The 13,635-nt window shown below is 72.1% G+C and carries 12 protein-coding genes; 2 read left to right on the top strand and 10 right to left on the bottom strand.

All coding sequences use genetic code 11. The features are described from left to right. Nucleotides 1-165: 165 nt before the first annotated feature. From EEJ42_RS41415 to nsdA, 3 genes are all read right to left on the bottom strand, one after another. Nucleotides 166-504: a P-II family nitrogen regulator gene (locus EEJ42_RS41415; protein ID WP_009714745.1), complete on the bottom strand. Its 339-nt coding sequence runs from the start codon at nucleotides 502-504 to the stop codon at nucleotides 166-168. Next, on the bottom strand, nucleotides 501-1,877 hold the full coding sequence (locus tag EEJ42_RS41410; RefSeq protein WP_123107294.1) for an ammonium transporter: 1,377 nt from the start codon (nucleotides 1,875-1,877) through the stop codon (nucleotides 501-503). The genes EEJ42_RS41415 and EEJ42_RS41410 overlap by 4 nt, the downstream gene beginning before the upstream one ends. A gap of 207 nt (nucleotides 1,878-2,084) precedes the next feature. Beyond that, on the bottom strand, nucleotides 2,085-3,587 hold the full coding sequence (nsdA, locus tag EEJ42_RS41405) for a transcriptional repressor NsdA (RefSeq protein WP_184503517.1): 1,503 nt from the start codon (nucleotides 3,585-3,587) through the stop codon (nucleotides 2,085-2,087). Nucleotides 3,588-4,030: 443 nt separating this feature from the next. On the opposite strand from nsdA, the gene EEJ42_RS41400 reads away from it, so the two are divergent. Next, nucleotides 4,031-4,693: a bifunctional DNA primase/polymerase gene (locus EEJ42_RS41400; RefSeq protein ID WP_123107293.1), complete on the top strand. Its 663-nt coding sequence runs from the start codon at nucleotides 4,031-4,033 to the stop codon at nucleotides 4,691-4,693. 91 nt (nucleotides 4,694-4,784) lie between these two features. On the opposite strand, the gene ftsY is transcribed toward EEJ42_RS41400, so the two are convergent. The 5 genes from ftsY to EEJ42_RS41375 form a co-directional block, all read right to left on the bottom strand. Continuing rightward, the gene (gene ftsY, locus EEJ42_RS41395) at nucleotides 4,785-6,011 is read right to left on the bottom strand and encodes a signal recognition particle-docking protein FtsY (RefSeq protein ID WP_123107292.1); all 1,227 of its coding nucleotides are present in this window, start codon (nucleotides 6,009-6,011) and stop codon (nucleotides 4,785-4,787) included. Between the two features lie 46 nt (nucleotides 6,012-6,057). Next, nucleotides 6,058-6,726: a response regulator gene (locus EEJ42_RS41390; protein ID WP_123107291.1), complete on the bottom strand. Its 669-nt coding sequence runs from the start codon at nucleotides 6,724-6,726 to the stop codon at nucleotides 6,058-6,060. Continuing rightward, a complete protein-coding gene (locus EEJ42_RS41385) occupies nucleotides 6,723-8,879 on the bottom strand; it encodes a sensor histidine kinase (protein WP_123107290.1) in 2,157 nt (718 codons plus the stop codon). Before EEJ42_RS41385 ends, EEJ42_RS41390 begins: the two co-directional genes overlap by 4 nt. A 1-nt stretch (nucleotide 8,880) precedes the next feature. Then, a complete protein-coding gene (locus EEJ42_RS41380; RefSeq protein WP_246097692.1) occupies nucleotides 8,881-9,156 on the bottom strand; it encodes a hypothetical protein in 276 nt (91 codons plus the stop codon). A 129-nt stretch (nucleotides 9,157-9,285) separates the two neighbouring features. Continuing rightward, entirely contained in the window at nucleotides 9,286-9,678 is a 393-nt protein-coding gene (locus EEJ42_RS41375; protein ID WP_246097691.1) for a hypothetical protein, read from the bottom strand. 199 nt (nucleotides 9,679-9,877) lie between these two features. Between EEJ42_RS41375 and EEJ42_RS41370 the strand changes: the two genes are divergently transcribed. Continuing rightward, nucleotides 9,878-10,864, top strand: a complete 987-nt coding sequence (locus EEJ42_RS41370; protein WP_123107288.1) for an LLM class flavin-dependent oxidoreductase — start codon at nucleotides 9,878-9,880, stop codon at nucleotides 10,862-10,864. A 42-nt stretch (nucleotides 10,865-10,906) separates the two neighbouring features. On the opposite strand, the gene EEJ42_RS41365 is transcribed toward EEJ42_RS41370, so the two are convergent. Both EEJ42_RS41365 and EEJ42_RS41360 read right to left on the bottom strand, forming a co-directional pair. Beyond that, nucleotides 10,907-12,325 (bottom strand): sugar porter family MFS transporter, encoded by a 1,419-nt coding sequence (locus EEJ42_RS41365; protein ID WP_123107287.1) that lies wholly within the window; start codon nucleotides 12,323-12,325, stop codon nucleotides 10,907-10,909. A 216-nt stretch (nucleotides 12,326-12,541) separates the two neighbouring features. Next, on the bottom strand, nucleotides 12,542-13,635 hold a 1,094-nt coding region (locus tag EEJ42_RS41360), incomplete at its 5' end, for an AAA family ATPase (RefSeq protein ID WP_148082202.1).

Raw genomic sequence — 13,635 nt, 5'->3', positions numbered from 1 at the left:
GACCGCGACTCCTCCTGGAGGAGTCGCAGCCGGGCCGCCGCGTAGCCGCCGGGGCCCGAGTCGGTGGTCTCTGTCGTTGCCTCGACGCGTTCCGTCAACTCGGCTGCTCCCTGTCAGCTGGGGGTACGGGCTCCGGGCCCCTCTTTTTCGGGGGCTCGGTTCGCCTCACAAGGCGTCCGGGCCCCGTTCGCCGGTCCGGACCCGGACCGCGGTGTCGACGGGGACGCTCCATACCTTGCCGTCCCCGATCTTTCCGGTGCGGGCGGCCTTGACGACGACGTCGACGAGGTCGTCGGCGTCCTCGTCCTCGGCCAGCACCTCGATGCGGACCTTGGGCACCAGGTCGACGGTGTACTCCGCGCCCCGGTAGACCTCGGTGTGGCCGCGCTGGCGCCCGTAGCCGCTGGCCTCGGTGACGGTCAGGCCCTGCACGCCGAACGCCTGGAGGGCTTCCTTGATCTCGTCGAGCCGGTGCGGCTTCACAACTGCCGTGATGAGCTTCACGCGTCCACCTTCTTCGGGTCCTTCTTCGCGTCCTTCTTCTTCGCCTCGCCGCCCGGGTGCGCGGCCGACTGGAGGCTGCCGAGGGACGTGCCGCCGCCCGCGCCCGCGAAGTCGTACGCCGTCTCGGCGTGCTCGACCTGGTCGATCCCGGCGACCTCGTCGTCCTCGTCCACCCGGAAGCCCATCACCAGGTCGACGACCTTGGCCAGGATCGCGGAGACGATCAGCGAGTAGGCGAGGACCGCGAAGGCACCGGCGGCCTGCTTGCCGAGCTGTTCGAGGCCGCCGCCGTAGAAGAGGCCCTTGGCGTCGCTCTGCACCTTGCCGGTGGCGAAGAGGCCGATGAGCAGCGAGCCGATGAGGCCGCCGACCATGTGGACGCCGACGACGTCGAGCGAGTCGTCGTAGCCGAACTTGTACTTCAGGCCGACCGCCATGGCGCAGACGACACCGGCGATGATGCCGATCGCGATCGCGCCGAGCGGGCTGACCGCACCACAGGCGGGGGTGATCGCGACGAGTCCGGAGACGGCGCCGGAAGCGGCGCCCAGGGTGGTGAAGGAGCCGTGCCGGATCTTCTCGTACGCGAGCCAGCCGAGCATCGCGGAGGCGGTGGCGACCTGGGTGTTGGTGAAGGCGGCCGCGGTGACGCCGTCGGCGCCGAGCCAGGAGCCGCCGTTGAAGCCGAACCACCCGAACCACAGCAGACCGGCGCCGAGCATGACCAGCGGCAGGCTGTGCGGCCGCATCGGGTCCCTCTTGAAGCCGACCCGCTTGCCGATGACGAGGATCACGCCGAGCGCGGCGGCGCCCGCGTTGATGTGGACGGCCGTACCACCGGCGAAGTCGATCACGCCGAGCTTGAACGCCCAGCCGTCGGCGGCCCACACCCAGTGCGCGACCGGGAAGTAGACGACCGTCGCCCACAGGGCGATGAACAGCGCCCAGGCGGTGAACTTGACGCGGTCCGCGAGGGCACCGCTGATCAGCGCCGGGGTGATGATCGCGAACATCATCTGGAACAGGGCGAAGACATAGATGGGGATGGTGTAGCCGGGCCACAGCTCGGTCAGCCCGATGTTGTGCATGCCCATCCAGTCGAAGCCGCCGAACAGGTCATTGCCCTTGTCGAAGGCGACGCTGAAGCCGTACAGGACCCACAGGACGGTGACGATGCCGATGCTGATGAAGCTCATCATCAGCATGTTCAGCACGCTTTTGACGCGGACCATGCCGCCGTAGAAGAAGGCAAGGCCGGGCGTCATGATCAGGACCAGCGCGGCACACAGCAACATGAACCCGGTATTGGCCGCGCTGAGTGCGTCATCGGGCGTGATCTTGTCCGCGGCAAGCGTCGTGATGCCCACTGGCATCGGCGTCTCCTCGCTGTCGAAACGGCCCGGGCTGGCAATAAACAAAAGGGCCGGTATTCGCCACGAGATTGGCGCAGTGCCGTTTCAGTCGATGCCCCTCGATGTTTCGCGGCAGTGACGAAGGGCCCGGGCGTGTTACGCGCGGATGAATTGACGGTACGGGGTCCTTCCGCTCCGTTACCGTGTCGCAACCCTCTCCGGGCCGCCTCAGACGGCCCGCGGGGCGCCCCCCTCGTCGGGGGAGTCGGGCAGCATGGCGACGAGCCTGTCGCTCAGCTCGGCGACCTCGGGCACGTCCCCGAAGTGCCGCACCGCGGTGTCCACGGTCTTACGGAGGCGGTTGTTCACCCGCTCCGAGCGGATCCGCTGGGCGAGCGGCAGCGCCTTCCCGGCGACCTCCGCGCACTGCTCGGGCTGCTTCTGGAGGAGGTGGACGGTGGCCATGCCGATCAGGTTGAGCGCATACGAACGCTGGTGCCCGCCCTCACCCCCGGCGGTCTCCTCGCCGAAGAGGCGCACGGCGTTGCGCATGACCGGGTCGGCGAGCTGGGCGTAGGTGGGGCTGCGGCCCGCGACATAGGCGAGGTCGCGGTAGGAGTGGGCGTTCTCCGCGTTCAGCTCGGCCTCGGAGAAGAAGCCGATCCAGTTCGGGTCGCCGTCGCCCGCGGCGCAATCGGCGAAGGTGTCCTCGGCCATCTTGACGGCGCGGTGGCACTTGCCGGGCTGGCCCATGTTGGCGTACGCGCGGCCCTCCATCGCATACAGCATGGCCTGGGTGCGCGGGGTGGCGCTCTCCCGGCTGCCGTACTGCGCGAGGTGGATCAGCTCCAGCGCGTCGTCGGGCCGCCCGACGTGGATCATCTGGCGGCTCATGCTGGAGAGGATGTACGAGCCGAGGGGCCGGTCGCCGGACTCCTTGGCGGCGTGCAGCGCGAGGACGAAGTACTTCTGGGCGGTCGGCTGGAGCCCGATGTCATAGCTCATCCACCCGGCCAGCTCGGCCAGCTCCCCGGCGACCTTGAACAGCCGCTTGGACACCGCCTCGGTGTGCGACTCCTGGAGCAGGTCGGTGACCTCGTGCAGCTGGCCGACCACCGCCTTGCGGCGCAGCCCGCCGCCGCATTGGGCGTCCCAGGCGCGGAACATCGTGATGGTCGACTCCAGCAGCTCCAGCTCCGGCTCGGAGAGCCGGGAGATGCGCCGTGAGCGGCCGCTGTCCGCCGCGCGCGCGCCACCGGGCGCCCCGCTCGGCGAGGGCACCAGCCAGCGCTGCATCGGCTCGATGAGGGCGGGGCCCGCGGAGAGGGCGAGCGAGGTGCCGAGGAAACCGCGCCGCGCGAGCATGAGGTCGCTGCGGGAGAACTCGCCGATCAGCGCGACGGTCTCGGGACCGGCCCAGGGGAGATCCACTCCGGATACGGACGGTGACCGGTGGGCGGGGCGCAGCCCCAGGTCCTCGATGCCGACCACACAGCCGAAGCGCTCGGAGAACAGCTCGGAGAGGATCTGCGGGATCGGCTCGCGCGGCTGCTCCCCGTCCAGCCAGCGGCGCACCCGCGAGGTGTCCGTGCTGATGTGATGGGCGCCTAACTGGCGCGCCCTGCGGTTGACTTGGCGGGCCAGCTCCCCCTTCGACCAGCCGCTGCGCACAAACCACGATCCCAGCTGTGCGTTGGGTCGCTTGTCAGCACCGCCGCCGCTGTCGCCCACCGGAACGCCCCCATCCCACGAATCTTCCCGGACCGCCACCAGAATGCCCTCTGTCACGGTCAGTTGTCCCCGCGATACGGCGCATCAACCGTCTGCCGCGGGAACCGGCCCTTGCCAGTGGCAAGTACCGGACCGCGACCGGGCGAGCGCTCGCAACCGGGGATCGTGCACCGAAAGTAATCCTACGATCACGCCCCTTGCGAGATGGATCGGGAAAACGCCACCATTCGCCACCCCTTCGAATGAACCCCATCGCCGATTCACACGATTCACTTGACACGGAGCGACCGGAAGAACGCGAAGAGGTGCACAGCGGGGCGCATGCGCCGTTCCGCGCCACCCGTGACACCGCGACACACCACCTGCCGCACCGCATCGGCGACGGAGCGTCATCGGCGCGCTCCGGCTCGTAACCATCGAGAGCGCGACCCGTTGGAGGGGGCATGGGCTTCACGATCGGCGGCATCCGGGAGATGCGGTCCGGCTCACGGCGCCGCGGCCGCACGTCCGAGTCCACCACGGTGGCGGAGTACACCGGGCTGTGGGGCTGGGACGTGGTGCCGGGCGCCCGGGCCACGCGCGGCAGCAGAAACGAATGCTCCTGCGGCGCTGCCGACTGCCCCGCCCCCGGCGCCCATCCGCTCGGCTTCGGCCCCGGGGTGCCCGCGGGCGCCACGCTCGACGCCGCAGCGGCGGCGTGGGAGGAGGTCCCGGGCGCGGCCGTCCTGCTGCCCGTGGGCCGGTCGTTCGACGTCCTGGAGGTGGCCGAGTACGCGGGGCGGCACGCCCTGGTGCGGCTGGAGCGGATGGGCCTGCCGCTCGGCCCGGTGGCCGTCACCCCGCACGGGCGCGCCCAGTTCTTCGTCGCGCCGGGGGCCTGCGCCGAACTCCCCGAGCTGCTCTACCGCATGGGCTGGGACGACGCCGACCTCGATCTGCGCTGTCTCGGCAAGGGCGACCACATCACCGCGCCGCCCTCCGACCTCGGGGGCCTGGGCCCGGTGCGCTGGCTGCGCCCGCCGACCCTCGACACCGCGGGGCAGCCGCCGCACGCCCGGCTGGTGCTGGGCACCCTCGCCTACGCGAGCCACCGGGCCGGGGCCTGACGCTCCCGCGGCGCCTCGCCGAAACGCCGGACGGGCTTGAATCGTCCGTCGATTCAAGCCCGTCCGGCGATGAGGGAAGGGTCTGACCGGATCAGTCGCCGATCAGCGCGTCGACGAACGCCTCCGGCTCGAACGGCGCCAGATCGTCCGCGCCCTCGCCCAGCCCGATCAGCTTGACCGGTACGCCCAGTTCGCGCTGGACCGCGACCACGATGCCGCCCTTGGCGGTGCCGTCCAGCTTGGTGAGCACGATGCCGGTGATGTCGACCACCTCGCGGAAGACCCGCGCCTGCACCAGGCCGTTCTGCCCGGTGGTGGCGTCGAGCACGAGCAACACCTCGTCCACCGTGCCGTGCTTCTCCACGACCCGCTTGACCTTGCCCAGCTCATCCATCAGACCGGTCTTGGTGTGCAGCCGCCCGGCGGTGTCGATGAGCACGGCGTCCGCGGACTCGGCGATGCCCTCCTTCACCGCGTCGAAGCCGACCGACGCCGGGTCGCCGCCCTCGGGGCCGCGGACCGTACGGGCGCCGACCCGCTCGCCCCAGGTCTGGAGCTGATCGGCGGCGGCCGCCCGGAAGGTGTCCGCCGCGCCCAGCACGACCGACTTGCCGTCGGCCACCAGGACCCGGGCGAGCTTGCCGGTGGTGGTGGTCTTGCCGGTGCCGTTGACGCCGACGACCATGACGACGCCCGGCTTCTCCTCGCCGTTCGCCCCCACCCCGCCCTCGGTGTGCACGGTGCGGTCGGCCTCGGTGCCGACGAGGTGCAGCAGCTCCTCGCGCAGCAGCCCCCGCAGCTCCTCGGGGGTACGGGTGCCGAGCACCTTGACGCGCTCGCGCAGCCGCTCGACCAGCTCCTGGGTCGGCGCGACGCCGACGTCGGCGGTCAGCAGCGTGTCCTCGATCTCCTCCCACGTGTCGTCGTCGAGGTGCTCACGGGACAGCAGCGTCAGCAGCCCCTTGCCCAGGGTCGTCTGGGACCGGGACAGCCGGGCGCGCAGCCGGACCAGACGGCCGGCGGTCGGCTCGGGAACCTCGACCGGCGGGACCTCCGGCACGGCGGGGGCGGCGGCCTCCGCGGGCGCGGCCGGTGCCTCGGTGCCGGGCAGGTCCACCTCTTCGATGGTTCTGCGCGGCTCCTCGCGCGGGGTTTCGGCCTCCTCGCCGACGTGCGGTTCGGCGGGCGGCGCGGTGACGGACGGGCTGCTCGGCGGTGTCGGGGGCAGCTGCTTCTTCTTGCGGCTGCTGATCACAAGCCCGCTGATCGCGGCGAGCGCGACCACAGCGATGACTACAGCAAGGATGACGAATTCCATAACCCACCCAGTATCAGACACATGGCGGAGGGAGTCATTCGCCTCGTCATTCGCCTCCGAGCCCGGCCTCGCGGGCCCGGACGATCGCCTGGGCCCGGTCGTGCACCTGGAGCTTGGCGAAGATCGAGCCGACGTGGTTGCGCACGGTCTTGTCGGTGACCACCAGCCGCTGGGCGATCTGGCGGTAGCCGAGCCCGCCCGCGAGCAGGTCCAGCACCTCCCGTTCGCGCGCGGTGAGGGTCGGGAACGCCTCCTTGGCCGACGCCGCGCCGGAGGCGCCCAGCAGCACCCCGAGCCGCTCCGCCATGCGCGGGCTGAAGACGGCGCCGCCGCGCGCCACGGTGTGCAGGGCGCGCAGGATCTCGTCCCGGCCCGCGCCCTTGAGGAGATAGCCGCGGGCCCCGGCGCGCACGGCGGCCAGCAGGCTGTCGTCGTCCTCGGACATCGTCATGACCATCACCCGCGCCCCGGGGCGGGCGCACAGGATCCGCCGGGTGGCCTCCAGACCGGACCGGCCGGGCAGCCCGAGGTCCATAACCACCAGATCGGGTGCCGCGCGCCCGGCCTCGGCGACCGCCTCGTCCGCGCAGGCCGCCTGGCCGACGACGGTGAAGGCGTCGTCCAGGTTGAGGGCGGCGGCCAGACCTTCGCGGAAGAGGGGATGGTCGTCGACGAGCAGCACGCGCCACTGCGCGGCGCCCACCGGCGCCGTCACGGGGCGGGCGTCCTCTCCCTGGGCTTGTCCCGGGGCTTGGCCTCGGTGATGAGCGTCGTACAGGACCGGCATCCGGTGTGCTCCAGGTGTTCTTCGGGGTCCTCGGTCTCCCCGGCTCCGGTGAGCGGCAGCACCGCGTGCACCACGGTGCCGGTCGCCGAGCCGGTGACCGAGCAGGAGCCGCCGATCTCCTCGGCCCGCTCCCGGACCGAGGCCAGCCCGACGCCGCGCACCGCGGTCTCCGGCAGTCCGCTGCCGTCGTCGGTGATCGTGATGTCGAGGGTGTCGAGGGTGTCGGGGTCGGTGGCCAGTTCGACCCGGACCTGGCGGGCCCGGGCGTGTCGTACGGCGTTGGTGAGCGACTCGGCCGCGATCCGGTACGCCGCGGTCTCCACGCCCGGCGACAGCGGGGGCAGGGCGGCGGGACGGCTGGCCACGCTCACCCGCAGCCCGTCCACGCCCAGCCGCCGCGCCAGGTCCCGCACCGCACCGGCGAGACCGCGCTCGGCGAGGGCGGCCGGGGCGAGCCCTGCGGTGATGCGGCGCACCTCGACCAGGGCCTCGGCGAGCGTTTCGGCGGCCTCGGAGAGCTGGACGCAGGCCGGGTGGCCGGGCGGACAGGAGGTCTGGGCGATGTCCAGGCGCAGCCGCACGGCGGCGAGTTGGGGGCCGAGGCCGTCGTGGATCTCCCGGCGCAGCCGTCGCCGCTCCTGTTCGCGGGCGAGCACCAGCCGCTCGCGGGCGGCCTGCGCCTCCTCGGCCAGCCGCAGCGCGGCGAGCGCGGGGGCGGCCTGGTCGGCGAGGAGGGACAGCAGCCCGCTGTCGCGCTCGGCGGGGGTGCCGGAGGCGTCGCGGGAGACTTCGAGGCGGCCGACGGTGCGGCCGTGGTGGCGCAGCGGGTAGGTCTGGACGCGGCCGGTGAGCGGCGCCCCGGCGTCGGCCAGCCGCCGGGGCCCGGCCCGGGTGTCGACGCTGACGGCCGCGCCGGAGACGCCGAGGTCCTCCACGGCGCTGCGGCAGATCTGCTGGGGCACCTCGCCCGGGTGCGGGGCCTGCTGGAGGCGTACGGCCAGGGCGCTGACGGCTTCGTGCGGCCGGGCCCGGGGCCCGTAGAAGGCGCGCTCGACGCGGAGGGTGAGCCAGCGGGCGGACGGCCGCAGGGCCCAGCCCAGCAGCAGGGCGCCGCCCACGGCGGTGACGGTGGTCCCGTTGCGTACGGAGGGGAGCCCGGCCTGTACGGCGACGGCGGCGCAGACGACGACGGCCGCGAGCGAGGTGAGGACGAAGGCGCGGGCGAGCCGGTGGCTGGTGGAGCGGTCGAGCCGCCAGATCCCGGTGCGGGCGACGCCCAGGCAGATGGCGGCCGCCCAGACCGCGCTGCCGAGGGTGCGGGCCGCGATGGTGGGCATGCCCTCGCCCCACTCCGACAGCAGGAGGGAGACGCAGGCCGGGTAGGCGGCGGCCAGCAGGGCCCAGTCGCGCCGCTCGGCGCCGCCGGAGACGGCGGCGCGGCAGCACAGGGAGGCCGTGACGGCGAGCGCCACGGTGCGCAGCACCCAGGGCTCCGCCTCGCCGTAGGTGTCGAGGTGGTCGAAGGCCCATTGGCCGCCGGTGGTGTGGAAGGCGGGGTTGGTGACGGCGCCGACGCGCGGCTCGCTGATCAGCCACAGCGCGGCGTATCCGAGCCAGTAGGCGGAGGCGGCGGCGCTCATGGCCCACCAGTGCCAGCGCCGCTTGGCGCCGCGGGGGAAGAGCCACAGCGGCAGCAGCAGGACGGTCAGGGGGCGGCAGACCATGCCGGCCACCGCGAGCAGCAGCGACACGGCGGCGCCTGCCGGTCCGAGCCCGGCGGGCCCCAGCAGGTCGGCGACGGCGGAGGGCAGCAGCCACAGGGCGCCCGCCACCAGCAGCACTCCGCCGTAGCGCCGGGCGGACCGCTCGGCGAGCAGCAGGACGCCGACGCCGAGCACCGGGACGCCCACGGCCACCGAGGTGAGGGCCGCGGTGCCGCGCAGGCGGGTGGAGGACAGGGCGAGCCACTCGTCGTTGACGCGCAGCAGACCGGCGAGCCAGCCGGCCAGCACCACGACGAACAGCGCCGACACCCCGCCCGCGGCCTGCACGGCACGGTCTTTCGGAAGGGCGTGCCGCATGTCAGCCGGCGGTCGGCCCGGCGAGCCGGGCGCCGCTGCCCCGGACCCACAGCGTGACGTAGTTGGCGCTGCGGCCGGGGCGGCACTTGTACTCGTCCCACTTGTTCTTCTCCACCCCGGCCTCCCCGGCCTTCCGGCAGGCGCCTTGGGTGTCGAAGTGTCCTTCCTCGCGCCAGCCGCCTCCGGAGGCGGTGGCGGGCGAGGCTCCGGCGGTCCACATGACGGTTCCCGCGAGCAGGCCGAGCGCCGTGGTGGCGCGGATTCGGGAAAGTCGCATCTTCAACCTCCTGGTACTCGCCCGTGCCTTACCCCGCCTCACGGCTGCGAAGTGCGCGGACGCCATGCCCCACCCGAACCGGTGACCCGCCCGCACCCGCGTTCCGGTGGGGCGTTCACCCTTTCCGGTTCACCACACCTGGAAGAGGATCGCGACGGCGATCGACTCGGCCTCGTCGTAGGGGATTCCGAACCGCATCAGGGTGAGCATGACGGGCTGCGCGGCCCAGATGTCCTGCGTGTCCAGGTAGTTGGCGAGCCGGTGGGCGTAGCGGCGCACCATGGCGGTTTCGCGCGGGGTGAGCCGCCCGAGCACCTTGGCGAGGAGGTCGCCGCCGTGGCGCAGCGCGGTGACCATCAGCCGCTGGCGGATGCGCTGTGCCTCGGCGGGGGTGAGTCCGCCCGCGAAGAGCGCGTCCCTCGCGGCCTCCAGCTCCCGGGTGTCGCCCGCGCCGAGCCGGACCCGGCCGACCAGGTCGTCGATGTCGGATGTGGTGATGAGCGTTTCCCCCGTGGTGATCATGCGGCCCCTCCTCAGGTGGCTGTGCGGTTCCGGGCCCGGCTCGCCGGGCCCAGGATGACGATCCCCCGCCCCGCGTCCCAGGCGCATGAGTCATCCGTCCCGGCTCCGCCCGGTACCGCACGGTGGCGATTTGACGCACCGTCAGCTACGGTCCGGTGGCCCGCTCACGCCCGCCCGCGACGAAGGGGGACCCTCCGCCATGGCCGTCACGGTCGTACGCCTCAACCTCGTCGATCCCGCCGCCACCCCGCGTTCGCTGGCCGAGCGGTACCGCGCCGCCGTGGAGATGGCCGCCTACGCCGACGAACGGGGCATCTCCACCGTCCAGACCGAGGAGCACCACGGCGCCGCGAACGGCTGGCTGCCCGCGCCGCTGGTCTTCGCGGGCACGGTGCTCGGCGCCACCCGCCGGATCACGGTGACCGTCTCCGCGCTGATCACGCCGCTGTACGACCCGCTGCGGCTGGCCGAGGACATCGCGGTGCTCGACCTGGCCAGTGGCGGCCGGCTGGTCACGGTGGCGGGAATCGGCTACCGGGCCGAGGAGTACGCGGCGCTCGGCAGGGACTGGCAGGGGCGCGGCGCGCTCCAGGACGAGGCGCTGGAGACGCTGCTCGCGGCGTGGACGGGCGAGCCGTTCGCGTACCGGGGCCGTACGGTGCGGGTCACCCCGCGCCCGTACACCCAGCCGCATCCGCTGCTGCTGGTCGGCGGCAGCTCGAAGGCCGCGGCCCGCCGCGCGGCCCGGCTGGGCCTGCCGTTCTTCCCGAGCGCCCATCTGCCGGAGCTGGAGGGCTACTACCACGCGCGGCGGCTGGAGTACGGGACCGAGGGCTGGTGCCTGATGCCGCCGGCGGTCACCCCGTTGCTGCACATCGCCGAGGACCCGGACCGGGCCTGGGCGCTGTACGGGACGCATCTGCTGCACGAGGCGCGCACCTACGCGTCCTGGCAGTCGGGCACGGTGCGCTCGGCGGTCCGCTCGCACGCCGCTGACGCCGGGGCGCTGCGCCGCGAGGGCGTCTACCGGATCGTCACGCCCGAGGAGTGCGTGGCGTACGCGCACCAGGGCGGCGAGCAGGCGAGCCTGGTGCTGCATCCGCTGTGCGGCGGGCTGCCGGTCGAGGAGGGCTGGCGCGGTCTGCGGCTGTTCGCGGAACGAGTGCTGCCCCGCCTCAAGGAATGAGGCGGGGCAGTTCTCTTGGAGTGAGGAGTGGGCGGCGGGGGGTTAGCCCATCTCCTCCAACGCCTTGCCCTTGGTCTCCGGCACCCACTTGAGGATGAACGGGATCGAGAGCACGGCGAAGGCCGTGTACAGGATGTAGGTCCCGGACAGGTTCCAGTCCGACAGGCTCGGGAAGCTGGCGGTGATGGCCCAGTTGGCGATCCACTGGGCGGAGGCGGCGACGCCCAGGGCGGCGGCGCGGATCTTGTTCGGGAACATCTCGCCGAGCAGCACCCAGACCACCACGCCCCAGGAGAGCGCGAAGAACAGCACGAAGGCGTGGGCCGCGACCAGCGCCACGACGCCCTCGGTGTGCGGCAGCTTGCCGTCCACCAGGTTCGCGGAGAACGCCCAGGCCACCAGCGCGAGTGAGACCGCCATACCGATGGAGCCGATGAGCGCCAGCGGCTTACGGCCGATCTTGTCGACGAAGACCATCGCGATCACGGTGCCGAGGATGTTGATGATCGACGTGGTGAAGGAGTAGAAGAACGAGCTGCTCGGGTCGACGCCGACGGACTGCCACAGCGTCGAGGAGTAGTAGAAGGCCACGTTGATGCCGACCAGCTGCTGGAAGACCGAAAGGCCGACGCCGATCCAGACGACCGGCAGCAGCCCGAACCGGCCGCCGAGCAGGTCCTTGAAGGTGGACTTGTGCTCGCTGCGCATCGCCTGCTCGATCTCGTCCGCCCGGACGTCCAGGTCGACGGTCTTGCCCTCGACCTCCCTCAGGACCTCCTTGGCCCGGTCGATCCGGCCGACCGAGATCAGGTAGCGGGGGGACTCGGGGATGGCGAAGGACAGCAGCCCGTACAGGACGGCCGGGATGACCATGACCCCGAGCATCCACTGCCAGGCCTCGAGACCGGCGATCTTGCCGCGCTGGTCGCCGTCGGCGAGGTTGAGGATGCCCCAGTTGACGAGCTGGGAGACGGCGATGCCGATGACGATCGCGGCCTGCTGGAAGGAGGCGAGCCGGCCGCGGTACGCGGGCGGGGCGACCTCGGCGATGTAGGCCGGGCCGATCACGGAGGCCATGCCGATGCCGATGCCGCCGAGCACCCGCCACATGGCCAGGTCCCACAGGGCGAAGGGCAGGGCCGAGCCGACCGCGGAGACGGTGAACAGCACGGCGGCGATCTGCATGACGCGGATCCGGCCGATCCGGTCGGCGATCCGGCCCGCGGTGGCCGCGCCGATCGCCGAACCGATCAGCGCGATGGCGACGACCTGGGCGAGGGCCGCGGACCCGATGTCGTACCGGCCGCGGATGGCTTCGACCGCTCCGTTGATCACCGAGCTGTCGTAGCCGAAGAGAAAGCCGCCCATTGCGGCGGCCGCGGTGATGAAGATGACGTGGCCGAGATGGTCCGGCTTGGCCTTACGGCCTTCGGACCCCTGTGCCTGCACGGTGGTGGTCAACGTGAACTCCTGTGGCCCGCCCGGCAACGCTGCCGGACGTGGTGGGGCAGACCCTTCCGGTGGAGGCGGAGCCGTATGAGGTCGGCCACCACTTAAAGGTAAAAGCGACGTTGCAGAGACTATTCCTTCAAGTTTCGAAGTCAATAGGTGGTGGCCAAGAAGTTACGCGCCACTACATCGCACGCTTTGCACCATTGACTTCAAGTATTGAAGCGGTCACCGCAGGCGTTGACTAATGACCTTCGACACCCCGTCGCCCTGCATCGAGACGCCGTACAGCGCGTCCGCGACCTCCATCGTCCGCTTCTGGTGAGTGATCACGATCAGCTGGGACGACTCCTGGAGCTCCTCCATGATCCGGATCAGCCGCTGGAGGTTGGTGTCGTCGAGCGCCGCCTCGACCTCGTCCATCACATAGAACGGACTCGGCCGCGCCTTGAAGATCGACACCAGCAGCGCCACGGCCGTCAGCGAACGCTCCCCGCCGGACAGCAGGGACAGCCGCTTGACCTTCTTGCCCGGCGGCCGCGCCTCCACATCCACGCCCGTGGTCAGCATGTTGTCCGGGTCGGTGAGCACCAGCCGCCCCTCCCCGCCCGGGAAGAGCCGCGAGAAGACCCCCTCGAACTCGCGCGCGGTGTCCCGGTACGCCTCCGTGAACACCTGCTCGACCCGCTCGTCGACCTCCTTGACCACCTGGAGGAGGTCCGCGCGCGTCTTCTTCAGGTCCTCCAGCTGCTCGCTCAGGAACTGGTGCCGCTCCTCCAGCGCCGCGAACTCCTCCAGCGCCAGCGGATTGACCTTGCCCAGCTGCTGGTACGCCCGCTCGGCGGCCTTCAGCCGCTTCTCCTGCTGCGCCCGGACGTAGGGCACCGGGCGGTTGCGCGGATGTTCCGGATCCTCCGGCAGCTCCTCGCCCTCGGCGGGCGGCGACGGCGGTACGAGCTGGTCGGGGCCGTACTCGGCGATCAGCCCGGCCGGCTCCACGCCCAGCTCCTCCAGCGCCTTCGACTCCAGCTGCTCGATCCGCATCCGCTTCTCGGCACCCAGCACCTCGCCCCGGTGCACCGAATCGGTCAGCTTGTCCAGCTCGCCCTTGAGGTCACGGCCCCGGTTGCGCGCGGTCTCCAGCTCGGTTTCGCGCTCCGCCTTGGCGCGCTCGGCGGCGTCCCGCTCCTCGGCCGCCCGTACGAGCGACACCTCCACATGCGCGAGCAGCTGCCGGGACCCGGCCGCCACCGCCGCCGCGACCTGCGCCTCGTGGCGCATCCGGGCGCGGCGCTGTTCGGCGCGCGCCCGCGCCTCGCGCT

Source organism: Streptomyces botrytidirepellens (genome assembly GCF_003721215.1).
Lineage (GTDB): Bacteria > Actinomycetota > Actinomycetes > Streptomycetales > Streptomycetaceae > Streptomyces > Streptomyces himastatinicus.
The sequence above is the reverse complement of the archived record's forward strand: the minus strand, read 5'-3'. Positions and strand labels throughout refer to the sequence as shown.